Consider the following 24,526-nt stretch of genomic DNA (forward strand, 5'->3'; position numbering starts at 1 on the left):
ATCCATCTCCGGTTAAGGTCAAACTACCGACACACTTCCCGCGAGCACGGGTTATTCAATTCGATGTGTCGGTGCTACAGGATGATCGTGACGGCATTGAGGAAAACCCGTATTGATGTGGGTCAAACCGAAGAAGATTTGCGCTTGTGGAAAACCCACGTGGGGCATTATGCTCGTCCGCCCTCGCTGGTCGCAAGTCTTGGAATGTTGCATAAATGCACGCCAATTGTGCCGAGGCCGCGGCGACGGCCGCGACATTCTTACGTTAATTCGTTCGTGTTATGGCGCAAATGCGCCAATCAACCCAGCGCCAGGCGCAGCTGCTCGTCCAGGTGCAGCGTGGGCGCCACGCGCCAGCCGCTCTGCGCATACCGCAGCCACCGGCCCAGCACCAGGTGCGTCAGCAGGCTGGCATGCGCGGCCACATTGGCGTCCGGCGGCAAGCCGCCGTCCGTGATGGCGATGCGCAGCGACTGCTTCAGCGACGTTTCGATGCGGTCATTGATGTGGTTGATGCGCTCTTGCAGCCGATTGTCTTCCGTGACCAGCGCGTCGCCGGTCAGCACCCGCGTCATGCCCTTATTGCGTTCCGAAAAGGTCAGCAGCATGGAGACGGTCTTGTGCGCTTGCGGCACCCCATAGGGTTCGGCGACGGCAATCTGGTTCACCAGCGTGAAAATGCTGGTTTCGATGAATTCGATCAGCCCTTCGAACATCTGCGCCTTGCTGGCGAAGTGCCGGTAGAGCGCGGCTTCCGACACTTCCAGGCGCGCGGCCAGGGCGGCTGTGGTGATGCGGGCCGCATGCGGCTGCTCCAGCATCTCGGCCAGTGTCTGCAGAATCTGGGTCTTGCGCTCGCCGGGTTTGCTCGCCATGGAAGGGACTGCTCTCGCGCAGGCTTGACGGTGAAGGGGAGGGAGGAGCGCGCCGCTATCCCCGCAGGGGACGTCGGCGTAACAACAAATCACTGACGGAGTTTACCCGCAAGTCGACGTAGGCCGGACGATGCGAGCGGCCGCGGGAAAAGGGCGTGCCGGGGTGATAGACGTGCACGGTACGCACACCCGCCTGGCGCGCGCCGCGCAGGTTGGCCAGCGTGTCTTCCACCAGGACCGCGCGGTGGGCCGGCACGCCTTCGCGGGCCAGCACGTAGCGCAGCAGGGCGGGCGACGGCTTGGGGCGGAATTCACCATGCAGGCGCATGTGCTCGATGGCCCACAGGCTGTCGAACTGGCGCAGGATGCCCAGGCGGGACAGCACCGCGCGGGCGTAATGCAGCGGCGCGTTGGTCAGCAGCACCTTGCGGCCGGGCAGTTGCCGCAGCTTGTAGGCCAGCGCCTTTTCGGCGCGCACCAGCGGGTTGACGTCGAAGTCGTGGCTGCGGTGCAGGAAGTCATGCGGGTTCACGCCGTGATGCCGAACCATGCCGATCATCGTGGCGCCGTAGCGCTTCCAGTACAGCCGTCGCACGTCGTTGGCCGTGTCGATGTCGACATTCAAGGCCTCGGCCACGGCCATCGTCATGCCGTGGTCGATCTTGGGGAAGATGGCGTGCGAGGTGTCGTGGAGGGTATTGTCCAGATCGAACAGCCACAGGCGTTCGGAAACGCCCGTGGCCGTTCGGCGCGAGCGGCGCACGCGCACCGCCGGCCGCAGCAATTGCCGGCGCGCCAGCATCAAAGACGCCCCCTGGCGGGAAGCGCGTAGTGCTGCGGGAGGGGCATCAGTGCGAGCTGATCATCGTGCCGACGCCCTGGTCGGTCAGGATTTCCAGCAGCAGGCAGTGCGGCACGCGGCCGTCGACGATGTGCACGGAGTTCACGCCGTTCTTGGCGGCGTCCAGCGCCGACGAGATCTTGGGCAGCATGCCGCCCGAGATCGTGCCGTCTGCGAAGAGTTCGTCGATGGTCTGGGCGGACAGGCTGCGCAGCAGCTTGCCGGCCTTGTCCAGCACGCCCGGGGTGTTGGTCAGCATCAGCAGCTTTTCAGCGCCCAGCACTTCGGCCATCTTGCCGGCGACGACGTCGGCGTTGATGTTGTAGGCCGTGCCGTCTTCGCCATAGCCGATCGGCGAGATCACGGGGATGAACTGGTCGTCCTGCAAGGCCTTCACGACGGCCGGCTCGACCAACGTGATGTCGCCCACGAAGCCGATGTCGATCGGTTCGTTGGGGTTGTCCTTGTTGGCCATCAGCTTCTTCTGGGCCTGGATCAGGCCGCCGTCCTTGCCGGTCAGGCCCACGGCCTTGCCGCCAACTTCGTTGATCATCATGACGATGTCTTGCTGCACCTGGCCGCCCAGCACCCATTCGACCACTTCCATGGTCTCGGCATCGGTCACGCGCATGCCCTGGATGAAGGTGCCTTGCTTGCCGATGCGGCGCAACGCGTCGTCGATCTGCGGACCGCCGCCGTGGACGACCACCGGGTTCAGACCCACCAGCTTCAGCAGCACGACATCGTGCGCGAAACTGCGCTGCAAGCGCTCTTCCGTCATGGCGTTGCCGCCGTACTTGACCACGATGGTCTTGCCGTGGAATCGTCGGATATACGGCAGTGCTTCAGACAGCACAGCGGCTTTGACAGCGGGGGACGAAACGGCAGCAGGGTCGGGGGTGTCGGTCATGGCAGCTAAGTCGGCAAAATAAGTATGAGAGGTTAGAAAAAATGCCTGCACAAAATCGCGTTCGGAACGCGGTAGCGCAAGCATACGACGGATTGTAGTACCCACGCGTTTCATATGCCTAAAACCTATGTCCATATGCCCGACAAATAACCGGCATTCAGGTAAATTGGGGGCGTTTTCGAGCACGTGGCGCCCCGCAAAAGGGGGCGAATCCGCATCCGGGTGGGCATCGGCCCCCATTTTTATCCTTATAAGAGGCAACACATGCGTTTGAACTTCGTCCGCGCTGCCCTCGTGGCATCGGCCTTCCTGGTGGCAGCCAATGCCGCCCATGCTGAAAAAGTGGTGGTGGGCGCGACCCAGGTGCCGCATGCCGAGATCCTGGAAGTGGTGAAACCGCAGTTGGCCAATCAGGGCGTCGAGCTCGACATCAAGGTGTTCAGCGACTATGTGCAGCCCAACCTGCAATTGGTCGACAAGCAGCTGGACGCCAACTTCTTCCAGCACAAGCCCTACCTGGATTCGTTCAACAAGGACCGCAAGGCCACGCTGGTGCCGGTGGCGCTGGTCCACGTCGAGCCCTTTGGCGGCTACTCCAAGAAGATCAAGAGCCTGGCCGAACTCAAAGACGGCGCCACCGTCGCCATTCCGAACGACCCGTCCAACGGCGGGCGCGCGCTGGTGCTGCTGCAAAAGCAGGGCGTGATCAAGCTGAAGGACCCGTCCAACATCCTGGCGACCGCCGCCGATGTGGTCGAGAACCCCAAGAAGCTGAAGTTCCGCGAGCTCGAAGCCGCGATGCTGCCGCGTTCGCTGGATGACGTGGACCTGGCGCTGATCAACACCAACTACGCGCTGGAAGCCGGGCTGGTGCCGACCAAGGACGCGCTGTTCATCGAAGGCGCCGATTCGCCCTACGCCAACATCCTGGTGACCCGCACGGACAACAAGGATGCGCCGGGCATCAAGAAGCTGGTCGATGCGCTGCACACCCCCGAAGTGAAGAAATTCATCCAGGAAAAGTACAAGGGCGCCGTGGTTCCGGCTTTCTAAGGCCGCTCTCGGCTGTCTACCGCAGGAACCGCCCGCTTGCCGGGCGGTTTTTCTTTGGGCGGGAGCCAACGGGCGGCAGGCAGTACCCTCTCGGCCAGAAAAAAAAACCGCCCAAAAGGCGGTCTTCTTAAGCGGGCGATGCGGCGGGCATCAACCTGCCGCCAGCGCCTTTTCCACGGTGGCGTGGAATTCGGCCACATCGTATTCGCCCAGATAGCGCTTGATGATGTGTCCCTGCTTGTCGATCAGGAACGCCGTGGGCGTCAGCCGGATGTCGCCGAAGGCGCGCGCGATGTCGCCTTTGGTGTCCAGCGCCACGGGGAAGGGCAGCTTGCGCTGTTCAGCGAAGTTCAGCACGAAGTTGGGCGGATCGTAATCCATGGCGACCGCCACGGCCTCGTAGCCCTTGGCGGCGTACTCTTTATAGGCGGCAATGGTTTCCGGCATCTGCTTCACGCAGGTCACACAGCTGGTTGCCCAGAACTTGACCAGCACGACCTTGCCGCGCAGGTCCTGCATAGAGAAGGTCTTGCCTTCCAGCGTGGTGAACGTGACGTCGGGCGCCGTCTGGGCGGGGCGCCAGACGAACCAGGCGCCGATGCCGACCGCGACCAGCACGGCCAGGGCTACGATGGCTTTTTTCATTTGATGGGCATCGCTTCAACGCCATTGCTCGTGCCGGCCGCGTTGTTATCGCTGGGTGCTGCGCCGGCGCCGCTTTGAATGGGCGCTTTGGTTTCGGTGGAGGCGTCTCGGGTGCTGCTGTTGGACAGCCGGATCGCTTCCTCGCGGCTGATGGTTTCGAACAGTTTAACCACCTTGGCGACGCCGCCGACATCGGCGGTGGCGTTGGCGGCGTACTCGCCCTCGGCCTGGGTGACCTTGCCCATCAGGTAGACGACGCTGTGGTCGGTCGTCAGCGCGATGGTGCCGGACGGCACGTACTTGGTGTTGATCAGCGCGGTCTTCACCTTGGAGGTGAGCCAGGTGTCGTTCGAGCGGGTGCCGAACGAAGCGATGGGGCCCACATTCAGCTGGTTGATGACCTGTTTGACGTTCTCGACGCCTTGCGCGATGGCGGTCGCCTGGGATTTGGCTTCCTCGGTGGGGACGTCGCCCGTCAGCAGCAGGTGGCCACCGTAGGCCATGGCGTTGACGCGCGCGGTATCGCCCAATTTCTGCGAGATCTGGCTTTGCGCCTTGAAGGCCATGTTCTGGTCTTCCAGCTGGATACCTGACGTGCGGCGGTCCGTGACCACGACCGCCGTGGTGGCGGCAGCGCCGCCTACGATCAGCGGTGCGCAGGCCGTCAGCGAGAGCGCCGCGGTGGACAGTGCGGCCGCGAGCATCAGGGGGCGGACTGCGGTTCTGACGTCAGAAATCATTCGGTGTCTCCAAGCAGAAGAGCGTCGATGCCGTCGCACAGTGCGTGCAGCAGCAGAATATGGACTTCCTGGATCCGCATCGTGCGATCGCTGGGAACACATAGATGGACGTCCATCGGCGTAATGAGTTCCCCCATGACGCCGCCGCCCTTGCCCGTCAGGGCAAGAACATGCATTTCGCGCGCACTGGCGGCTTCCATGGCGCGGACCACGTTGGGGGAATTGCCGCTGGTGGAAATCGCCACCAGGACGTCGCCGGCCTGGCCGAAGGCGTTGACCTGGCGTTCGTAGATTTCGTCGAAGCCGTAGTCGTTGCCGACGGCGGTGAGGATCGCGGTGTCGGTATTGAGCGCGATGCCCGCCAGCGGCAGGCGTTCGCGTTCGAAGCGGCCTACCAGTTCGGCGATGAAATGCTGTGCGTCCGCGGCGGATCCGCCGTTGCCGCAAGCCAGAATCTTGCCGTTGTTCGCCAGGGCGCCGAATAGCACGTCCACCGCCACTGCCAGCGGTTCGGCCAGGACGTTCATACTTTGTTCGCACGCAGCCATGGCGTCGCGAAAGTGCGACGTCATACGAGAGGTCATATCCATGGGCGCGATTATCTCACGGGGCGGTCGCGCTGTTCTGTCGATGCGTAACGACGTTGCGGCAGGGCGTTACGGGGACGCCGGGCCAGCGGCGGGACGCGCCAGGCGGCAAGCGCAATCAGGGCAGCAGGAACGCGCCGCGCAGCCATTGCGGCTGGCCGGCGTCAAACACCACGGCATCAAAGCGCGCCGCCGGCTGCCTTCCCTGCCAGTGACGCCGGGCCAGTTCCGGCAGCCATTGCGCCGCAGCGCGGGCCAGCCGGGCCTGCTTGTCCCGGCCGATGCTGGCCGCCGCACCGCCAAAGCGCGTCGGACCCCGGGCTCGGACTTCGACGAAGACCAGCGTGTCGCCGTCCCGCATGACCAGGTCGATCTCGCCCGCCCGGGTCCACAGGTTGCGGGCCAGCAGCACCAGGCCTTGGGCCTGCAGCAGGCGCAACGCGGCGTCTTCGTGCTGGTCGCCGCGGCGTTGCATGGGCGAGCGGCGCGGGGGCGTGTCCCCGGGGGCTGCGCGCTGCCGGGCACGGCGGCGGCGCTTGTCGGCGCGGCGGCGGGCCGCCAGCGCCAGTTCACAGGCCAGGCGCAGCGTGTCGTCCGTCATGGGGGGCTTCCGAAATAGGCGGGCATTGGCGGCTACACTGACATGGTTTTCCGTGTCAGTAGGCTGCAATGAATCAAAATGTCTCACCCCCGCCTGCCGGCGATGCCTGGAGCCGCGTTGCCGAACGCGTGGCCGGGCAGCATTGGCCCGCGTCGACCCTGTACGTGGTGGCCACGCCGATCGGCAATCTGGGCGACTTGGGGCTGCGCGCCTGGCATGCCCTGCAACGCGCCGATGTCATCGCGGCCGAAGACACGCGTGCCAGCCGTACCCTGCTGGACGCCTGGGGCGTCAGCACGCCGCTGATGGCGGCCCACCGCCACAACGAGGCCGCCGCTGCCCAAGCCATCTGTGAACGCCTGGCCCAGGGCCAGCGCGTGGCGTTGGTGTCCGATGCGGGCGCGCCCGCCGTCAGCGATCCGGGCGCCCGCGTGGTGCGCGCGGTGCGCGAGGCCGGTTTCACCGTCGTGCCGGTGCCGGGTCCCAGTGCGGTGATCGCGGCCTTGATGGGCAGCGGCGTCACCACCGACGAAAACCCGGCCTATGCCTTCGCCGGCTTCCCGCCGCCCAAGGCCGTGGCCCGTCAACGCTGGCTGCGTTCGTGGTGCGCCTTGCCTGCGCCTGTCGTCATGTTCGAATCGCCGCACCGGTTGGCCGCCACGCTGGCCGACCTGCTGGAAGTCTGCGGCCCCGACCGCCAACTGACCGTGGCGCGCGAACTCACCAAACGGTTCGAAGAAATCGCCACCATTACGCTGGGCGAAGCCGCGGCCTGGCTGGCGGCCGACTCGCATCGTGAACAAGGCGAATTCGTGCTGATCGCGCACGCCCAGGCCGGACAGGACGTTGACGAGGAAGCCGACCCGCGCACCGACGTGCTGCTGGATGCGCTGCTGGAATCGATGTCCGTGCGCGACGCCGCCCGCGTGGCCGCCAAGGTCACGGGCGTGGCCCGCGACGTGTTGTACAACCGGGCGCTGGCCCGCAAGAAGTCGTCGGAGTAAGGCATGGTGTATTCAACGGTCGTGTCGAACAAACCCGCCGACCCCCTCGAACCGATCGCTTACCGCGACATGGCCACGCCGCTGGGCGAACTGCGTCTGGTAGCCAGCCCCAAGGGCCTGCGCGGCGCGTGGTTCACCGATCAGGAATTGCTGCCCTCGGCCGAAGGCTGGACGCATACGGAAACCGATCCCATCCTGGAACAGGCGCGGCGCGAGCTGGAAGAGTGGTTCGCGGGCAAGCGCCAGGGTTTCGACGTGGCGCTCGACCCAGTCGGCACGACGTTCCAGCACAAGGTCTGGCATGCGTTGTGTGCCCTGGATTTCGGCAAGCTCGCCAGCTATGGCGACCTGGCGCGCACCGTGGGGCGGCCCAAAGGCGCCCAGGCGGTCGGTGGCGCGGTCGGCCGCAATCCGATCATCATCATCATCCCCTGCCACCGCGTGATCGGGGCCGATACCTCGCTGACGGGATTCGGCGGCGGATTGCCGCGCAAGCAGGCGCTGCTGGCGCACGAAGGCAACCGGTACGTCAGCCGCAACGCGCGGGCGCGCCGCGTCTGCGACGGACAGGCCGAATTGCCCTGGTAGGCATAACGGCTGCCGCGGGCGAGCCCGTCGCTTATTGCGTGGCGATGCTCGGCAGGATGCCGATGCGGTCCGAGACCAGCTGCACGGCGTTCATGGCGCTTTGCCGATCGGGGTAGGGCCCGATCCTGACCCGGTACAGGTTGTTGGACTGTTCTACCTGGGCGGGCGGCGCGCCCGCTGCGCCCAACTGCGAATTGATGCGGGCGACGAGCGACTGCGCGTTGGCCGGCTGGCTGAACGCGCCGACTTGCAGATACACCGTGCCGGTGCCGCCCGACGGGGCCTGGCGCACCGGCGCGGAGCCGGGCGCGGGGTCTGGCAGCGGCTCGGCCGTCAGCGCGACGGGCGTGGCGGCCACTGGTGCCATTACAGGCATCGAACCCGTGGCCGATGCGGGTTCCGGTGCGGCCGGGGCGCCTTGCGAGGCCAGGCGCCGGATTTCTTCCTGCGGAATGCTCTCTACCACCACCTGACCGCTGCCCGGCCCGATGATGCCCAGCTTGTACGCAGCGACGTACGACAGGTCCATGATCCGGTCGCTATGGAACGGCCCGCGGTCGTTCACCCGTACGACGATCGTCTTGCCGTTAACCAGGCTGGTGACGCGCGCATAGCTGGGGATCGGCAGCGTCGTGTGGGCGGCCGTCATGGCGTACATGTCGTAGGACTCGCCGATGGACGTGGAATTGCCGTGGAATTTCTTGCCGTACCAGGACGCGATGCCGCGCTGCTTGTACGGCTGGCCGCTGGTGTCGGGCACATAGCGCTGGCCGAACACCACGTACGGCCGGTTGGCGCCGCTGGCGTAGGGTTCGATGCGCGGCACCGCATCGGGCACCTGGTCCAGGTTCGACGGGGGATTCGCATCCGGGCCGTCGTCCTTGTAATACCCGCCGCCCTTTTTGCGTCCACCGGTGGAAGAACATCCGGCCACGGCAATGGCCAGCAACAGCATCAGGATCAGGTGGAGCGGGCGGGACAGGGTCATGCGGATTCGACGGGCAATTGGTTGCGGTGGCGCACCAGCAGGGGATCGTGGTCGGCAAAGCGCAGCGCCAGCTGTTCGACCACATAGACCGAGCGGTGCTGGCCGCCGGTGCAGCCGATCGCCACGGTGAGGTAGTTGCGGGTGTCTTGGGTGTACTGCGGCAGCCAGCGGTTCAGGAAGCCGGCGATGTCGTCGATCATCTGCCCGACCTGCTCGTACCCGGCCAGCCACGTGGCTACGGACTCGTCGCGGCCGGTCAGCGGCCGCAGGTTGCGGTCGTAGTGCGGGTTGGGCAGGCAGCGCACGTCAAACACCAGATCGGCGTCGCCGGGCACGCCGCGCTTGTAGGCGAAGGATTCGAACGTCAGCACCAGCGGCGCGCGGTCGGCCTGGATCAGGTCGCGGACCCAGGCGCGCAATTGGCCGGGCGTCAGGTCCGAGGTGTCGATCACGTGCTCTTGTTCGCGCAGTGGCGCCAGCAGTTCGCGCTCCAGCGCGATGCAGTCGGTCAGCGAGGGCGCGGTGCCGCCGCGCTGCAGGCGATCGGTCAGCGGATGGCGGCGGCGGGATTCGGAGTAGCGCTGCACCAGCGTGGCGGTGTTGGCGTCCAGGAAGACCACGCGCAGGCTGGTGCCCATGGCGCGCAGGGCCGTGACCACATCGGGCAGTTCCGCCAATTCGCCGGGGGACCGGACGTCGATGGCGACGGCAACGCGCTCCAGGCCGTCATCGCGCGCATTGGCGATGAACTCGGTCAGGAAGCGGACCGGCAGGTTGTCGACGCAGGTGTAGCTCGCATCCTCGAGCATGCGCAGGGCAACGGATTTGCCTGAGCCTGAGATGCCGGTGACAAGGACGACTTTCAACATGGACATGATTGTGGCACGCTTTTTCCAGGACGATGCCGGCGGGATGGCATCTGATATGGCCGTAAACTGGGAATCTGCGCCTGTACCGTTTCAACTGCCCTGGCGTAAGCTTGGGGCCGGATACTTTGATCGATTCACTTACGCGCCCCGCCGTCATGCGCTTCGGGGGATTGGAATTCGACATAGATGTTAGCCCTCATTTCCTTTCGTAGTGTTTCACTGCCGCGGTTTGGGGCGATTTTCCGCGTGATGGCCACGGCTGTTGTTGCCTTTATGACAACGTCCGCGCTGGCGCAGCCGGCCTCCCCAGACACCTTGCGCCCCGACACCATGGCGGCCCGGGTCGCGGCCTGTACGGCCTGTCATGGGGCGCAGGGCCGGGCCGGCACCGACGGCTACTACCCGCGCCTGGCCGGCAAGCCGCAGGAATACCTGTATCACCAGCTGCTGAATTTCCGCGATGACCGGCGCCAGTACCGCCCCATGGCGCATCTGCTGGCCGGTTTGCCCGACGACTACCTGCGCGAGATGGCCGCGTATTTCTCCGAACAGCACGTGCCGTATCCGGCGCCCACGCGCGCGCAGGTCTCCAGCGCCACGATGGAAGCCGGCCGCACGCTGGCCTTGAACGGCGACGCGGCCCGCGGCCTGCCCGCCTGTGCGTCCTGTCATGGCGCGGCCCTCAGTGGCCTGATGCCGGCCATCCCGGGCTTGCTCGGCTTGCCCCGCGACTACATCGGCTCGCAGATCGGCAGCTGGAAGAACGGCTTGCGCCGCGCCGCCGCGCCCGACTGCATGGCAGACATCGCCGACAAACTTACCCCCACCGACATCGGCGCCCTGGCGGCGTGGCTGTCGTCGCAACCGGTCGTCGAGCCCTATGCGCCCGAGGCCGCCGGATCGCTGCGCCTGCCCGCCGAGTGCGGCAGCCAGGCGCAACGCTGAGAGGGGGCCCCGATGAAACTGCTGAAGAGAATCCTGGGTGTGGTGTTGCTGGCGGCGGTTGTCACCGCAGGCAGCCTGTATTGGCTGGGCACGCGCGATGACACCAGCACGGGGCCTGCCGCGGCGTCGGCCGACGCCTCCACGCTGATCGAGCGCGGGCGCTACCTGGCGCTGGCGGGCAACTGCATGGCCTGCCACACCAGCCGGGGCGGCAAGGCGCTGGCCGGCGGCACACCGATCCCGACGCCGTTTGGCACGGTGTATGGGCCGAACATCACGCCGGACGACAAGACGGGCATCGGCACCTGGACCGCCGACGATTTCTGGCAGGCCCTGCACAACGGCAAGTCCAAAGACGGCACCTTGCTGTATCCGGCCTTCCCGTACACCGAATACACGCGCGTCACGCGCGCCGATGCCGACGCGCTTTATGCCTACCTGCGCAGCGTGGCGCCCGTCAGCCAGCCCAACCGTCCACCCGAACTCGACTTCCCCTACGACCAACGCGCCTTGCTGGCCGCGTGGCGCGCGCTGTATTTCAAGCCGGGCGTCCAGGAGCCCGACGCGGGCCAGTCGGTGCAGTGGAATCGCGGGCGCTATCTGGTGGAAGGACTGGGGCACTGCGCCGCCTGCCATACCCCGCGCAACAGCCTGGGCGCGACGCGTTCGTCCGAATCGCTGACGGGCGGCGTCATTCCCGTGCTGGATTGGTACGCGCCGCCGCTCACCAACGACATGCAGACGGGCATGGGCCGCTGGACGGCGGCCGATATCGCGGCCTTGCTCAAGACAGGCATTTCGGCGCATTCCAGCGCCAGCGGCCCGATGGCCGAAGTGGTGCTGGGCAGCACGCAGCACCTCACGGATGACGACGCGCTGGCGATCGGCGTCTACATCAAGTCGCTGCCGGCCACGCCGGCCTCCACGCAGCGGCAGAAGGTGGCGGCGGCGCCAGCCGCGATGGAACTGGGCAGCAAGATCTACGAACAGCAGTGCGCGCAATGCCATCAGGCCAAGGGCGAGGGCAGTGGCACCGCCTGGCCGGCGCTGGCGGGTAACCCCACGGTCACGGCGCCGTCGCCGGTCAACGTGATACGCATGGTGCTCGATGGGGGCTATGCGCCGGCAACGGCCGCCAATCCCCGGCCGCACGGCATGCCGCCGTTCGGGCAGATCCTGAACGACAACGATATCGCCATGCTGGTGTCCTACTTGCGCAATAGCTGGGGCAATGAGGCCGGCGGCGTCACCGCGCTGGAGGTCAAACGAGCGCGGGCGGCATCGACGTTGAATTGACGCCGGGCTAGCTTGATCGGACGGCGCGCGCGCAGGCTTGCCGCGCCAGTTCGCCCAGCACGCGGATAGCGGTGTCGTGGGCGGCGTCCCAGGGGTGGCCATAGTTCAGGCGCAAGGCGCTGGCGAACTGGCCGCTTGCCGAAAATATCGGGCCCGGCGCCACGCTGATGCCGCGCGCCAACGCATCGCGGTGCAGGGCCAGGGCGTCCACCGCGGCGGGTAGTTCCAACCACAGGAAGAATCCCCCTTGCGGACGCGTCACGCGCGTGCCGGCCGGGAACTCTCGCGCAATGGCGTCGGCCATGCGCTCCTGCTGCGCCTGCAGCGTTTCGCGCAGGCGGCGCAGATGGCGGTCGTAGCCGCCTTGCTCCAGGTATTCGGCGATGGCGCCTTGCGCCGGGCCGGAGGCGGACAGGGTGGAGGTCAGCTTCAGCCGCTGCACGCGCTGCGCGTAGCGGCCGGCGGAGGCCCAGCCGATGCGGTAGCCGGGGGCCAGGCATTTCGAGAACGACGAGCAGTGCAGCACCAGCCCCTGCTTGTCGTAGGCCTTGGCGGGCACAGGTCGTGCGGCGCCGAAATACAGTTCGCCGTAGACGTCGTCTTCGATCAGCGGGATGTCGTGGCGCGCCAGCAATTCGACCAGTTGCCGCTTCTTGTCGTCGGGCATCAGGCTGCCCAGCGGGTTCTGGAACTGCGTCATCAGCCAGCACGCTTTGGGCGCATGCCGCTGGATGGCGGCTTGCATCGCGTCCAGGTCGATGCCGGTGCGCGGATGGGTGGGTACTTCCAGCGCTTTCAGCCCCAGCCGCTCCAGCGCCTGCAAGGCGCCATAGAACGTGGGCGCTTCCACGATGACGGTGTCGCCCGGCTGCGTGACCGCTTGCAGGCACAGGTTCAAGGCCTCCAGCGCGCCGTTGGTCACGACGATATCGGTGGCGGGCACGTTGATGCCGCCGATCAGGTAACGCAGTGCGATCTGGCGGCGCAGGCCCGGATTGCCGGGGCTCAGGTCTTCGACAGTATCCAGCGGGTTGTGGCGTTTCAGGTGCGAGGCCATCGCTTGTGCCAGCCGCGGCAGCGGAAACAGCAAGGGCGAGGGAAAGGCAGAGCCCAGCGGCGTCACGTCGCGGTTGCGCACGGAACCCAGGATGTCGAAGATGCGTTCGCTGATTGCCAGTTCGGTGGAGTCACCGCCGGGGCACGACGCGCCCGGCTCAGGCGGCAGGGATTCCGCGGGGGCGTGGACGTAGTAGCCCGAACGCGGCTGGGCGCGGATCAGGCCCTGGGCTTCAAGCAGGTAGTACGCCTGGAAGACGGTGGAGGGGCTGACGCCGCGCGCGGCGCAGGCGTCGCGCACGGACGGCAGCTTGTCGCCCACGCGCATCACGCCGTCGCGGATCGACTTGGCGATCTCGGCGGCCAGGGTCTCGTACAGGCTCACGGTGCCGCGTGGCGACGCGCGTTCATTTGCTGCTTTGCAGGATCGCCATGGCTTGGCGTTCCATGAACTCGCCCAGCGTATCGATCCCGCGCAGCTTGAGTATCGTGTTGCGCACGGCGGCTTCGACCAGCACCGCCAAATTGCGGCCGGCGGCCACTTGCAGCATCACCTTGCGCACGGGCAGGCCCAGCATGTCTTGCGTGATGTCCTGCAGGGGCAGGCGTTCGAACTTGTCTTGCGCGGTGGCGCGCACCAGATGCACGATCAGCTTCAGTCGCATCTTCCGGCGTACCGAGGTTTCGCCGAAGATGGTGCGGATGTCCAGCAAGCCCAGGCCGCGCACTTCCAGCAGGTTCTGCAGCAGCTGCGGGCAGTGGCCTTCGATCATGTTGGGGGCGGTGCGTGAGAACTCCACGGCATCGTCGGCCACCAGGCCGTGTCCGCGCGAAATCAGTTCCAGCGCCAGTTCGCTTTTGCCCAGGCCGGATTCGCCGGTGATCAGCACGCCCAGGCCGAGCACGTCCAGGAAGACGCCGTGCACGGTGGTGGTGGGCGCAAGCTTCTTGCCCAGGTAGATGCGCAGCAGGTCGATCAGTTGTGCGGCCGCCACCGGGGTGGACAAGAGCGGCACCTGATGCTGGTCGCATTGGTCGACCAGGTCTTGCGGCGGCGTCAGGCCGTCGGCCAGCAGGATGGCGGGCACGCCGCCGATCAGCAGCTCGTCCATGTGGTGCATGCGGCGGCGCAGGTCGAACCGCGTGTAGTACGCCAGTTCTTCCTGCCCGAACACCTGGATGCGCGACGGGTGGATCAGGTTCAAGTGGCCGACGAGGTCGGCCGCCGCCATGCCGTCATCGGGAATCGCGCGGTCAGCGGCGCCTTGGCCCGAGATCCAGTTGAAGGGGATTTTGTCGGCGTTGTCGTCGACGAGTTCCTGCACCGTGAGCATGGCAGCGTTTCCGCGGAGGGGTCAGAGTTGGCCGGTCGTGAGCATCTTGTGGACGATGGCCGGGTCGGCCTCCGTGGCCAGAGCCTCGCGCAATGCCTTGTTGGACATGAGTTGAGCGAGTTCGGCCAGGATGTCCAAGTGCTGCTGGGTGGCCGTTTCCGGCACCAGCAGGCAGAGCAGCATCGACACCGGTTGCCCGTCGGGCGCGTCGAAGGTGATGGGCTGCGCCAGGCGGATGAATGCCGCCAGCGCCTGCTCCAACCCCTTCACGCGGCCGTGGGGAACGGCTACGCCCTGCCCAAGGGCAGTGGAGCCAAGACGTTCCCGGGCAAACAGGCTGTCGAACACGAGCGCGCGTGCCAAGCCATGGTTGTTTTCAAAAAGAAGGCCAGCTTGTTCGAACGCCCGTTTCTTGCTCGTGGCGAGCATATCGAGCACGACGTTGCCGGCGGGTAGGATGCGCGACAAATGATTCATCGGATCATTATATGGTTATATGACGCAGTGCAATAAATTGGCCTTGCGCCGCGCCCATTGCGAGGGCGGACGACGGCACGGCAAGAGCGACAGCATAGACTGATCACGCGGGATTGTGGGCATTCCTGGGGGAGATGTGGTCTTCAAATGGCGGATTCGGCTTGATTGGCCACGAAATGCCAGAAAACGACAACGCGCATGCGATTCGCCGGAACAACCGGGAATTGGGGGACGAAGCTTTGGGGGAGTGATGCGGAGAGGGGGTAGTGCGGGGAGTTTGCCGATGCCCCGGCTGGACTGACGTCTAGCGGGACACCGGGACTTAGGCAGGATTTTTACAATCGCTGTTTAGCTTGATCGCCCAGGGCGAGTGATCATGAAGCGCATTACTGCTGGGGTGGCGAAAGGCTCGCCGCTTGCCGCTTCACGGACTCCGCTGAGTGACTTCGTACCTTGTCCTTGTGCTTGATGACCTGACGGTCGACTTTGTCAGCAAGAAGGTCTATGGCTGCATAGAGGTTTTCATCGGTTGCTTCACAATGAATGTCCTTACCGCTTAGACGCATGGTGATTTCGGCTCTATGCCGCAGGGGCTCTACTGAGAGCATGACCTGGGTATCGATGACGTGATCGAAATGCCGCAGCACTCGCGCCAATTTGTTCATGACATATTCCCGGATTGCCGGGGTGACGTCGAGGTGACGACCGCAGATGCTCAGGTTCATAGTGTGCTCTCCTTCTAAAAGAGAAAAAAGGGTGCGCAAAATGCGCGGTGAGGTCGTTAGGCGTTCTCCTTGATTGGGTGGCTTCGTTAAGTACTAGTGTATAGACTCGGGCCGATAAAACAAGCTGACCTAGCGCAAGAACATGGCATTTTTATGGCGGAGTCCCTGGGGCGTATTGCCCCTTGCCCGAGAGAGGGCTAGGGGTCTTCCCCAGGTGCCTGTTACATGCGGAAGTGCTCGCCCAGATAGACGCGGCGCACGGCCGGATCGCCCACGATTTCGTCAGGGTGGCCGTCGGTCAGCACCTTGCCTTCGCTGATGATGTAGGCGCGGTCGCAGATGCCCAGCGTTTCGCGCACGTTGTGGTCGGTGATCAGCACGCCGATGCCGCGGCCCTTCAGGAACCGCACAATGCGCTGGATTTCGATGACGGCGATGGGGTCCACGCCGGCAAAGGGCTCGTCCAGCAGGATGAAGCGCGGGCTGGTCGCCAGCGCGCGCGCAATTTCGACGCGGCGGCGTTCGCCGCCTGACAGCGAGATCGCGGCATTGCTGCGGATGTGGCCGATCTGGAGCTCTTCCAGCAGGGACTCCATCTGCTCGTTGATCTTGGGCGTGGACAGCGGGCGGCCGTCCTCGCCGACCTGCAATTCAAGCACGGCCCGGATGTTCTGTTCCACCGTGAGGCGGCGGAACACCGAGGCGTCCTGGGGCAGGTACGACAGGCCCATGCGCGCGCGCTTGTGGATCGGCATCGCCGTGATGACCGAGCCGTCGATTTCGATGCGGCCGGCATCCGCGGGCACCAGGCCCACGATCATGTAGAAGCTGGTGGTCTTGCCGGCGCCGTTGGGGCCCAGAAGGCCCACGACTTCGCCGCTGACCACGGACAGGGAGACGTCCTGCACCACGGTCCGGCCGTTATAGGTCTTGCGCAAACCGGTTGCGCGCAGGCTGCCCTGCTTGACCCCCGAGGGGGCGGAGGTCACGGGGGTCGGCACAGAGGGTTGGTTCATCGTGGCTGCGAGTGGTGTTGCGTGGGGAGCGGCTTAGCGCCCTTTCTTGGCGGCTTGCTGCTTGCGGCATTCGGCGACTGCCGCGTCCGACTTGGCGCGCGGTTCGGCAACCGAACGGACCCGGCCGCCGGCTGCGGCGGAGTTGGGGCCGCCCTGGGCTTCGTACGTGCCGGTTTTCTCGTTGTAGCGTACCCGTTCGCCGCGAATGGTGTCGAACGGTTTCCCACAGACGTAACGGATGACGACGGCCTGGCCGATCAGGTCGAAGGTGCTCTTGGTGCCGTCGTATTCGGCGCGCAGGCCCTTGCCTTCGATCAGTTCGAAGGTCTCGGGGCGCTCCTGGCGGATGGTCACGACCTTGCCCTTGTTGGCGGTGGCCGTGCCGTATTGGCCGCCCTGGGCGTCTTCGTGCATTTCCAGCGTGTCGGAGGTCAGCGTCATCAGGCCGCGCGTCATGTTGACGTTGCCCGTGAAGACGCTTTGCTTCTTCACGTCGTCGTAGTGCAGGGTGTCCGACAGGATCAGCGTGCTGGGCTCCTCGGCGGGGGTTGCCGCCTTGCTGGCGCCGGCCGCGGGCTTGGCGGCGGCGTCCTGCGCGTGCACCGGCGCAAGCACCGATGCCGTCAGCAGGACGGCGCCAATCAGGCGGGTCGTCGGGGCAAGGAGAATCCGGAGGTCGGTCATGGTTTCTTCTGATCAGGGTTGTTGGCGGGTATCTCGGTCCGGCGCTGTTGCTTACCTTCGGAGCCGGCGATCTCGACGTCCGTCGACGCGGATACCTGCAATTGGCGTGTTTTGTTGTTGTAGTGCATGCCCTTGCCGTTCATGCGCGAACGGCCTTTGATGACTTCGGCGGGCAGGTCGGTAAAGACCACGTCATCATCGGGCAGGATAATCAATTGCTGGCTGCGCACGTCCAGCATGTCGTTGTTGGCGTCGGGCTGGCGATGCACGTGGGCGTCGCCGTTCATGACGATGCGCTTGCCGCCTTGCTCCATCACGGCGGTCTTCGAGACGCCCACCGTGATCGGGTTGGCTTCGCGCTGGCCCACCGCGCGGGGCGCGGTGATGTGGTACGAGTCGTCGTCCGGGAAGTGCTCGGCGTACTCGCCTTCCAGGCGGTTGATGGGGCGCCCTGACGGGTCGGTGCGCAGCATCACGAAATTGCGCGACCACGCGTCCATCTCGTGCGTGAGGCGCCGCGGCGGGTCCACCTGGATGGCGCGCTGCGCGTAATCGGCCGCCCACCACGAACTGGTGACCAGCACCAGCAGGAGGAACAGCGCGATCAGTGAGGGGAAACGTTCTTTCATCAGGTTCGCCGCAAAGGCGTAGGCGTGTTCAAGAGGGTCATTGGATGGCGCCCGGGCCCAGCAGGCCCGGCGCCGCCAGGAACGCGCCCAGGCGTCCCTGCGAAGCCAGCAGCAGGTCGCAGCATTCGCGCACCGCACCGCTGCCGCCGGATTGCGTCGAGACCCAATGCGCCGCCTGGCTGACGTAGCCCGGGGCGTTGGGCACGCTGGCGGCGAAGCCCGCGCGCTGCATGGCCGGCAGGTCGATGATGTCATCGCCCATATAGCCGGTCTGGTTCAGTTGGACACCCAGGCGCTGCGCAAGTTCTGTCAGGGCGGCACCTTTGTCGCGTACGCCCTGCGTGACTTCCGCAATGCCCAGCTCCGCGGCGCGGCGCGCCACGATGGGGCCCGAGCGGCCGGTCATCAGTGCCACCGTCAGGCCGCCTTCCATCAGCAGGCGCAGGCCGTGGCCGTCCAGTGCGTTGAAGCGCTTTTGCAGTTCGCCGCTTTCGCCATAGTAAAGGCTGCCGTCGGTGAGTACGCCGTCGACGTCGAACACCATCAGGCGCACGGCCGCGGCGCGGTCGCGCACGGTGGCGGGGATACGGGCAAGGACCAGCGCTTCGGCCGGGTGAGTCACGGAAGCAGGAAGATTCATAGTCATACCACTTTAGCGGCCATCAGATCGTGCATGTGCAAGGCGCCGAGCAGCGCGCCGTCATTGTCCAGCACCAGCATATGGTTGAGCCGTTGTTCGTCCATCTGCTGGGCGGCCTCGACGGCAAGCGCGTCGGGGTTGATGCTGCGTGGCGACCGGGTCATGCCCGCCTCCACGGTCAGACTGCGGATATCGCCGTGCCGGGCGATCAGGCGGCGCAAGTCGCCGTCGGTAAAGATTCCCAGCGGGCGGTGCTGCGCGTCGGTCACGACCGTCATGCCCATGCCCTTGGCGGACATGACTTCCAGCGCCTGGGACACGGGGGTGCCGGCCAGCACGATCGGCAGGGCGCTGCCGTGGCGCATCACGTCGCGTACGTGGGTGAGCAGGCGGCGGCCAAGGGCGCCGCCCGGATGCGACCGCGCGAAATCCTGCGGGCCGAAGCCGCGGGCTTCCAGGCAGGCGACCGCCAGCGCATCGCCCAGGGCCAGCGCGGCCGTGGTGCTGGCGGTGGGCGCCAGGTTCAGCGGGCAGGCCTCCTGGGCCACGCTGCCGTCCAGGTGCACGTCGGCCAGCAGGGCCAGTTCCGATTGGGGGTTGCCGGTGATCGCCACCAGCTTGGCGCCCATGCGGCGCGCCACGGGCAGGATGGTCAGGAGTTCCTGCCCCGCGCCCGAATATGAGATGGCGATGACCACGTCATCCTGCGTGATCATGCCCAGGTCGCCATGGACGGCCTCCGCGGCATGCACGAAAAAGGCGGGCGTGCCGGTCGAGGCGAACGTCGCCGCGATCTTGCGGGCGATATGGCCGGTCTTGCCGATGCCGGTGACGACCACGCGGCCGCGGCATGCCAACAGCAGGGCGACGACCTGGGTAAAGGTGTCGTCCAGCCGCGCGGACAGGTCCAGCAGACCCTGACTTTCGATTTGCAGCGTTCTGCGTGCAGATGCCAGCGCGGTATCGGACGATGTGGTGGGATGATCAGTCATGCGGCGATTTTAATATCAGTATGCGGGTTTGCCCCCGGCAGGGGCGTATGGCATCCTGGCGGCTGTTTTCAACGGCTTTCAATCCTTCTATCCAGGCCCGCTCCATGTCCAGCATTTCCAGCCCCGTCCTTGGCACGCCCCTGTCCCCCTTGGCCACCCGAGTCATGCTGCTCGGATCAGGCGAATTGGGCAAAGAGGTCATCATTGCCCTGCAGAGGCTGGGCGTGGAAGTCATTGCGGTGGACCGGTACGCCGACGCGCCGGGCCATCAGGTGGCGCATCGGGCACACGTGGTTTCGATGACCGACGCGGACGCCCTGAAGAAGATCATCGAACAGGAACGGCCGCACGTTATTGTCCCCGAAATCGAGGCCATTGCCACCAGTTTGCTGGTGGAACTGGAAGCGGCCGGCGTGGCGCGTGTCACCCCGACCGCCCGCGCCGCCCAGCTGACCATGAACCGCGAGGGCATCCGCCGCCTGGCGGCCGAGACCCTGGGCCTGCCTACTTCGCCCTACAAGTTTGTCGATACCGAGGCGGAATTGCGCGCCGCTATCGACGGCGGCATCGGCTACCCCTGCGTCATCAAGCCGGTCATGTCCTCGTCGGGCAAGGGGCAATCCGTGATCAAAAGCGCGGATGACGTGGCGCAATCCTGGCGCTACGCCCAGGAAGGCGGCCGGGTTGGAGGGGGCCGCGCCATCGTCGAAGGCTTCATCCGCTTCGACTACGAAATCACGCTGCTGACCGTGCGCGCCCGCGGCGCCGACGGCAAGATCGAGACCCGTTATTGCGAACCCATCGGCCACAAGCAGGTCGACGGCGACTACGTCGAAAGCTGGCAGCCGCACCCCATGTCGCCCGCCGCGCTGGCGCGCGCCCGGGAAATCGCCCTGGCGGTTACGTCCGACCTGGGCGGGCTGGGCATCTTCGGCGTCGAACTCTTTGTGGCCGGCGACCAGGTCTGGTTCTCGGAAGTCAGCCCGCGCCCGCACGACACCGGCATGGTCACCATGATCACGCAGACCCAGAACGAGTTCGAACTGCATGCCCGCGCGCTGCTGGGTTTGCCGGTGGACACCACCCTGCGTCAGCCGGGCGCCAGCAGCGTCATCTATGGCGGGGTGGACGCCACCGCGGTCACGTTCCACAACGTGGCTGAAGCGCTGACCGAATCCGGCACCGACATCCGTCTCTTCGGCAAGCCGGAATCCTTCGTCAAGCGCCGCATGGGCGTGGGCCTGGCCGTTGCCGAGGACGTGGCGACCGCGCGCGCCAAGGCCAAGCGCGTTTCCGCCGCCGTGTCGGTCAAGGCCGGCTGACGCCGGCGGGCATGGCCCGTCCCCTTTAATCGCTGCCGGGGGCGCCGTCCTCCTTTACAGCCACCCGCCTCACAAGCCGGTGGCTGTTTGCATTGGGGCGCCTGCGGCGGTCACATCCGGTGGGTAACTTAGCCAGTGCGGGTTGCGGGGCGGGCTTTGCGCCATTACCCCTGCGGGCAGTGTGGTTTGCGCTTTCTCACAGTTTGTTCGATAATTTCAGGAATTACTGAAAGCGGTGTAACTGTGTATATCAGCCCAACCGCCGTCCTGACTTGCTGGCGTCGATACTCATGGTTCTTACCCCCCAAAACGAACGTTTCGTGCTGCACTTTGGCGAAATGGGCAGCCGTTGGGGCGTGAACCGCACCGTCGGCCAGATCTACGCCTTGCTGTTCCTGCACCCCGAACCGTTGAACGCGGACGACATTGCCGAAACCCTCGGGTTTTCGCGTTCGAATGTCAGCCTGGGCTTGAAAGAGCTGCAATCCTGGCGGCTGGTCAAGCTGATCCATCAAGTGGGCGACCGCCGCGACTACTTCGAGACGCCCAAAGACGTCTGGGAGATCTTCCGCATCCTGATGGAAGAAAAGCGCAAACGCGAAATCAATCCCACGCTGACCCTGCTGCGCGACACCCTGCTCGAGACTCCCTCGGGCCCCAACGACGCCTACGCGCAACAGCGCATGACCGAAATGCTGGAGCTCATCGAACTGTCTTCCGGATGGTTCGATGAGGTTCAACGCCTGCCCCCGGAGACCGTGCAAAAGCTCATGCGACTGGGGTCGCAAGTGCAGAAAGTGCTGGGCTTCGCCGGCAAATTGCGGGGCAAGGGCTAAATCCCCATGCGCCCCGATTTTTCAGGAAACCTCTATGAAGTTGTATTTATCGCCCGTAACATGGCGCGAGAGACGGCCTGGGAACCATGCCGGTTGCCGCGGCACCTCAACTGCTTGGGAGCGCCCCAATGATTGATCTCGACGTTGTAAATCTGTCGCGATTCCAGTTTGCCGCGACCGCGCTTTACCACTTCCTGTTCGTCCCACTCACGCTTGGCCTGTCGTTCATCCTGGCCATTATGGAAAGCGTGTACGTCATGACCGGCCGCCCCATCTGGAAGCGGATGACCATGTTCTGGGGCACGCTTTTCGGCATCAACTTCGCACTCGGCGTCGCCACCGGCGTGGTGATGGAGTTCCAGTTCGGTATGAACTGGTCCTACTACAGCCACTATGTGGGCGACATCTTCGGCGCGCCGCTTGCGCTTGAGGGGCTGATGGCCTTCTTCCTGGAAGCCACCTTCGTCGGCCTGTTCTTCTTCGGCTGGAACCGCATGTCCAAGGTCAGCCACCTGGTGGTGACCTGGCTGGTGGCGTTCGGCACGAACTTCTCGGCGCTGTGGATCCTGATCGCCAACGGCTGGATGCAGAACCCGGTGGGCGCGATCTTCAACCCCGACACCATGCGCATGGAGATGACCGACTTCGCGGCGGTGATCTTCAACCCGGTGGCCCAAGCCAAGTTCGTGCACACCGTCAGCGCGGGCTACGTTGCCGGCGCCATGTTCGTGATGTCGATCAGCGCCTGGTACCTGCTGAAAGGCCGTCATACCGACCTGGCCAAGCGTTCGATGGCGGTGGCCGCCAGCTTCGGCCTGGCCGGCGCGCTGTCGGTCGTGGTGCTGGGTGACGAAAGCGGCTATCTCACGACCGAACACCAGAAGATGAAGATCGCGGCCATGGAGTCCATGTGGCACACGGAACCCGCGCCCGCGTCCTTCAACCTGATCGCGATTCCCAACCAGGCCGAGCGCAAGAACGACTTCGCCATCGAGATCCCGTACGTCATGGGCATCATCGGCACGCGTTCCCTGACCACGCCGCTGCTGGGCATCGACGACCTGATCCTGCGTGCAGAGAACCGCATCCGCGACGGCATGGTGGCCTACGAGGCCTTGCAGAAGATCCGCGCCAACCCGAAGGACACGGATGCGCGCATGACCTTTGACAAGACCTGGCCGGACCTGGGCTACGCCTTGCTCGTCAAGCGCTACCAGGAAGACATGAGCAAGGTCACCGAGGCCGACATCAAGAAGGCCGCGGTGGATACCGTGCCCAATGTGGCGCCGCTGTTCTGGGCGTTCCGCATCATGGTGGCGGTGGGCATGTACCTGATCCTGTTCTTCGGCGTGGCCTTCTGGCTGGCCTCGCGCGGCCGGCTGGACAGCCGCCGCGGCCTGCTCAAGGTGGCGCTGTGGAGCCTGCCGTTGCCGTGGGTCGCCATTGAAAGCGGGTGGTTCGTGGCCGAATACGGCCGCCAGCCCTGGGTGATCGAAGGCGTGCTGCCGACGTACTACGCCGCATCCGGCCTGACGATCGCCGACCTGGCGATCAGCCTGGCTATCTTCCTGGTGCTGTACACGGTCCTCTTGATCATCGGCGTGAAGGTGATGTTGCACGCCATCAAGGCGGGTCCGAAATCCGATGGGCCGGTGGCGGGCAACGCCGCCGCCGATCCTGTGCGCGCCGCCGTGCGCGCCTGAGGGGGAGAAGCAGATGGATACCCTTATTCCTTTTGACTATGGCACCTTGCGCGTGATCTGGTGGGCGTTGCTGGGCGCCTTGCTGATCGGCTTCGCCGTCATGGACGGCTTCGACCTGGGCGTGGCCGCCTTGCTGCCGGTGGTGGCCAAGACCGACGCCGAGCGCCGCGTGGTGATCAACGTGGTGGGTCCGGTGTGGGAAGGCAACCAGGTTTGGTTGATCACGGCGGGCGGCGCGATTTTTGCTGCCTGGCCACTGTTGTATGCCGCGTCGTTCTCCGGGTTCTACCTGGCGATGATGCTGGCGCTGATCGCGCTGATCCTGCGTCCCGTGGGCTTCAAGTACCGCAGCAAGATGGAAGGCACGCGCTGGCGCAATAGCTGGGACGGCGTGCTGTGCTTTTCGGGCGTCGTGGCCTCGCTGGTGTTCGGCGTGGCGGTTGGCAACATCATTCTTGGCGTGCCCTTCACGTTCCAGGGCTCGGCGCTGCGCATGGTGTACGAAGGGCATTTCTACCAGCTCTTCACACCGTTTGCCCTGCTGTGTGGGGTGCTTAGCGTGGTGATGCTGGCCATGCACGGCGCGGTGCTGCTGGCTTGGCGTACGGAAGATCCCATTTCGTCGCGGGCCCGCAATTGGGGGCGCCTGCTGGCGCTGCTGACGGTGGCGCTCTTTGTCGTGGGCGGTTTCTGGGTGGCGGGCGGCTTGAGTGGGCACGTCATCACCAGCGCGGTCGACATGAAGGGTCCATCGGACCCCATGCTCAAGACCGTGGCCGTGCAGGCAGGTGCGTGGATGGCCAATTACGCGAAATGGCCGCTGATGTGGATCGCGCCCGCGTTGGGCGTGGCCGGTGCGGTGCTGGTGCTGCTGCTGTTGAGCGTCCGGGCGCACGTCCTGTCGTTCCTGGCGTCCGCGCTGTCGATCACCGGCGTCATCCTGACGGTGGGCTTCTCGCTGTTCCCGTTCCTGATGCCGTCGTCGACCAATCCCCAAGCCGGCCTGACGGTCTGGGATGCGTCGTCCAGCCACCTGACGCTGTGGATCATGGTGATCGCGGTGGTCATCTTCCTGCCGATCGTGACGCTCTACACCGCCTGGGTGTATCGCGTGATGCGCGGCAAGGTCACCCATGATTCCGTGGGCGACACGCCCAACTCTTACTGATA

27 protein-coding genes are annotated in these 24,526 nt (G+C 65.4%); 9 read left to right on the top strand and 18 right to left on the bottom strand.

All coding sequences use genetic code 11. The annotated features are described in order from the left end of the window. Positions 1-299 precede the first annotated feature (299 nt). From slmA to argB, 3 genes are read right to left on the bottom strand one after another with little or no spacing between them, the layout of a single operon-like run. The gene (gene slmA / locus AC3WMU_RS12580; RefSeq protein ID WP_088588688.1) at positions 300-875 is read right to left on the bottom strand and encodes a nucleoid occlusion factor SlmA; all 576 of its coding nucleotides are present in this window, start codon (positions 873-875) and stop codon (positions 300-302) included. A 55-nt stretch (positions 876-930) separates the two neighbouring features. After that, the gene (locus AC3WMU_RS12585) at positions 931-1,677 is read right to left on the bottom strand and encodes a pyrimidine 5'-nucleotidase (protein WP_006224741.1); all 747 of its coding nucleotides are present in this window, start codon (positions 1,675-1,677) and stop codon (positions 931-933) included. 46 nt (positions 1,678-1,723) lie between these two features. Beyond that, complete coding sequence (gene argB / locus AC3WMU_RS12590; RefSeq protein ID WP_006224740.1) at positions 1,724-2,626, bottom strand: acetylglutamate kinase; 903 nt, start codon at positions 2,624-2,626, stop codon at positions 1,724-1,726. A 264-nt stretch (positions 2,627-2,890) separates the two neighbouring features. Between argB and AC3WMU_RS12595 the strand changes: the two genes are divergently transcribed. Continuing rightward, a complete protein-coding gene (locus AC3WMU_RS12595; RefSeq protein WP_492282423.1) occupies positions 2,891-3,679 on the top strand; it encodes a MetQ/NlpA family ABC transporter substrate-binding protein in 789 nt (262 codons plus the stop codon). Between the two features lie 150 nt (positions 3,680-3,829). On the opposite strand, the gene AC3WMU_RS12600 is transcribed toward AC3WMU_RS12595, so the two are convergent. From AC3WMU_RS12600 to AC3WMU_RS12615, 4 genes are all read right to left on the bottom strand, one after another. Further along, on the bottom strand, positions 3,830-4,324 hold the full coding sequence (locus AC3WMU_RS12600; protein ID WP_006224738.1) for a peroxiredoxin family protein: 495 nt from the start codon (positions 4,322-4,324) through the stop codon (positions 3,830-3,832). After that, the gene (locus tag AC3WMU_RS12605) at positions 4,321-5,064 is read right to left on the bottom strand and encodes a BON domain-containing protein (protein ID WP_006224737.1); all 744 of its coding nucleotides are present in this window, start codon (positions 5,062-5,064) and stop codon (positions 4,321-4,323) included. Before AC3WMU_RS12605 ends, AC3WMU_RS12600 begins: the two co-directional genes overlap by 4 nt. Next, on the bottom strand, positions 5,061-5,654 hold the full coding sequence (locus AC3WMU_RS12610; RefSeq protein ID WP_006224736.1) for a phosphoheptose isomerase: 594 nt from the start codon (positions 5,652-5,654) through the stop codon (positions 5,061-5,063). The genes AC3WMU_RS12605 and AC3WMU_RS12610 overlap by 4 nt, the downstream gene beginning before the upstream one ends. A 115-nt stretch (positions 5,655-5,769) precedes the next feature. Continuing rightward, positions 5,770-6,252, bottom strand: coding sequence for a YraN family protein (locus AC3WMU_RS12615; RefSeq protein ID WP_492282424.1), 483 nt, complete (start codon positions 6,250-6,252; stop codon positions 5,770-5,772). A gap of 68 nt (positions 6,253-6,320) precedes the next feature. Between AC3WMU_RS12615 and rsmI the strand changes: the two genes are divergently transcribed. Continuing rightward, positions 6,321-7,256 (top strand): 16S rRNA (cytidine(1402)-2'-O)-methyltransferase, encoded by a 936-nt coding sequence (gene rsmI / locus AC3WMU_RS12620; RefSeq protein WP_006224734.1) that lies wholly within the window; start codon positions 6,321-6,323, stop codon positions 7,254-7,256. 3 nt (positions 7,257-7,259) lie between these two features. Further along, positions 7,260-7,844 (top strand): methylated-DNA--[protein]-cysteine S-methyltransferase, encoded by a 585-nt coding sequence (locus tag AC3WMU_RS12625; RefSeq protein ID WP_006224733.1) that lies wholly within the window; start codon positions 7,260-7,262, stop codon positions 7,842-7,844. A gap of 31 nt (positions 7,845-7,875) precedes the next feature. On the opposite strand, the gene AC3WMU_RS12630 is transcribed toward AC3WMU_RS12625, so the two are convergent. Both AC3WMU_RS12630 and rapZ read right to left on the bottom strand, forming a co-directional pair. Then, a complete protein-coding gene (locus AC3WMU_RS12630) occupies positions 7,876-8,832 on the bottom strand; it encodes a septal ring lytic transglycosylase RlpA family protein (protein WP_492282425.1) in 957 nt (318 codons plus the stop codon). After that, positions 8,829-9,701, bottom strand: a complete 873-nt coding sequence (gene rapZ / locus AC3WMU_RS12635; protein ID WP_492282809.1) for an RNase adapter RapZ — start codon at positions 9,699-9,701, stop codon at positions 8,829-8,831. Before rapZ ends, AC3WMU_RS12630 begins: the two co-directional genes overlap by 4 nt. 186 nt (positions 9,702-9,887) lie before the next feature. Between rapZ and AC3WMU_RS12640 the strand changes: the two genes are divergently transcribed. Continuing rightward, complete coding sequence (locus AC3WMU_RS12640) at positions 9,888-10,646, top strand: c-type cytochrome (protein ID WP_085946931.1); 759 nt, start codon at positions 9,888-9,890, stop codon at positions 10,644-10,646. Positions 10,647-10,658: 12 nt separating this feature from the next. Continuing rightward, positions 10,659-11,942, top strand: coding sequence for a cytochrome c (locus AC3WMU_RS12645; protein WP_006224729.1), 1,284 nt, complete (start codon positions 10,659-10,661; stop codon positions 11,940-11,942). Between the two features lie 7 nt (positions 11,943-11,949). Here AC3WMU_RS12645 and AC3WMU_RS12650 read toward each other — a convergent pair whose 3' ends face one another. The 9 genes from AC3WMU_RS12650 to AC3WMU_RS12690 all read right to left on the bottom strand — a co-directional run bounded on the left by AC3WMU_RS12650 (position 11,950) and on the right by AC3WMU_RS12690 (position 19,495). Then, entirely contained in the window at positions 11,950-13,383 is a 1,434-nt protein-coding gene (locus AC3WMU_RS12650; RefSeq protein WP_006224728.1) for an aminotransferase-like domain-containing protein, read from the bottom strand. Positions 13,384-13,405: 22 nt separating this feature from the next. Beyond that, positions 13,406-14,332, bottom strand: coding sequence for an HPr(Ser) kinase/phosphatase (hprK, locus tag AC3WMU_RS12655; RefSeq protein ID WP_006216298.1), 927 nt, complete (start codon positions 14,330-14,332; stop codon positions 13,406-13,408). A 21-nt stretch (positions 14,333-14,353) separates the two neighbouring features. Then, positions 14,354-14,809 carry a PTS sugar transporter subunit IIA gene (locus AC3WMU_RS12660; protein ID WP_006224727.1) on the bottom strand — a complete coding sequence of 152 codons (456 nt, stop codon included), beginning with the start codon at positions 14,807-14,809 and terminating at the stop codon, positions 14,354-14,356. Positions 14,810-15,195: 386 nt separating this feature from the next. Then, positions 15,196-15,534: a ribosome hibernation-promoting factor, HPF/YfiA family gene (gene hpf / locus AC3WMU_RS12665; RefSeq protein ID WP_006216296.1), complete on the bottom strand. Its 339-nt coding sequence runs from the start codon at positions 15,532-15,534 to the stop codon at positions 15,196-15,198. Positions 15,535-15,755: 221 nt separating this feature from the next. Then, entirely contained in the window at positions 15,756-16,550 is a 795-nt protein-coding gene (lptB, locus tag AC3WMU_RS12670; RefSeq protein WP_088588700.1) for an LPS export ABC transporter ATP-binding protein, read from the bottom strand. Positions 16,551-16,583: 33 nt separating this feature from the next. After that, entirely contained in the window at positions 16,584-17,234 is a 651-nt protein-coding gene (gene lptA, locus AC3WMU_RS12675) for a lipopolysaccharide transport periplasmic protein LptA (RefSeq protein ID WP_006224725.1), read from the bottom strand. Then, positions 17,231-17,863 carry an LPS export ABC transporter periplasmic protein LptC gene (gene lptC / locus AC3WMU_RS12680; RefSeq protein ID WP_006224724.1) on the bottom strand — a complete coding sequence of 211 codons (633 nt, stop codon included), beginning with the start codon at positions 17,861-17,863 and terminating at the stop codon, positions 17,231-17,233. Before lptC ends, lptA begins: the two co-directional genes overlap by 4 nt. Before the next feature lie 37 nt (positions 17,864-17,900). Then, the gene (locus tag AC3WMU_RS12685) at positions 17,901-18,509 is read right to left on the bottom strand and encodes a KdsC family phosphatase (RefSeq protein ID WP_081534199.1); all 609 of its coding nucleotides are present in this window, start codon (positions 18,507-18,509) and stop codon (positions 17,901-17,903) included. Beyond that, positions 18,506-19,495, bottom strand: a complete 990-nt coding sequence (locus AC3WMU_RS12690; RefSeq protein ID WP_006224722.1) for a KpsF/GutQ family sugar-phosphate isomerase — start codon at positions 19,493-19,495, stop codon at positions 18,506-18,508. The genes AC3WMU_RS12685 and AC3WMU_RS12690 overlap by 4 nt, the downstream gene beginning before the upstream one ends. Positions 19,496-19,599: 104 nt before the next feature. On the opposite strand from AC3WMU_RS12690, the gene purT reads away from it, so the two are divergent. The 4 genes from purT to cydB all read left to right on the top strand — a co-directional run bounded on the left by purT (position 19,600) and on the right by cydB (position 24,524). Continuing rightward, positions 19,600-20,817, top strand: coding sequence for a formate-dependent phosphoribosylglycinamide formyltransferase (gene purT, locus AC3WMU_RS12695; RefSeq protein ID WP_006224721.1), 1,218 nt, complete (start codon positions 19,600-19,602; stop codon positions 20,815-20,817). A 290-nt stretch (positions 20,818-21,107) separates the two neighbouring features. Next, positions 21,108-21,653 (top strand): GbsR/MarR family transcriptional regulator, encoded by a 546-nt coding sequence (locus AC3WMU_RS12700; protein WP_006224720.1) that lies wholly within the window; start codon positions 21,108-21,110, stop codon positions 21,651-21,653. Positions 21,654-21,781: 128 nt separating this feature from the next. Continuing rightward, positions 21,782-23,356, top strand: a complete 1,575-nt coding sequence (locus AC3WMU_RS12705; RefSeq protein WP_006224719.1) for a cytochrome ubiquinol oxidase subunit I — start codon at positions 21,782-21,784, stop codon at positions 23,354-23,356. Between the two features lie 13 nt (positions 23,357-23,369). Continuing rightward, positions 23,370-24,524 (top strand): cytochrome d ubiquinol oxidase subunit II, encoded by a 1,155-nt coding sequence (gene cydB, locus AC3WMU_RS12710; protein ID WP_492282426.1) that lies wholly within the window; start codon positions 23,370-23,372, stop codon positions 24,522-24,524. Positions 24,525-24,526: the final 2 nt, after the last annotated feature.

The organism is Achromobacter sp. FW305-C-13, from assembly GCF_058783475.1.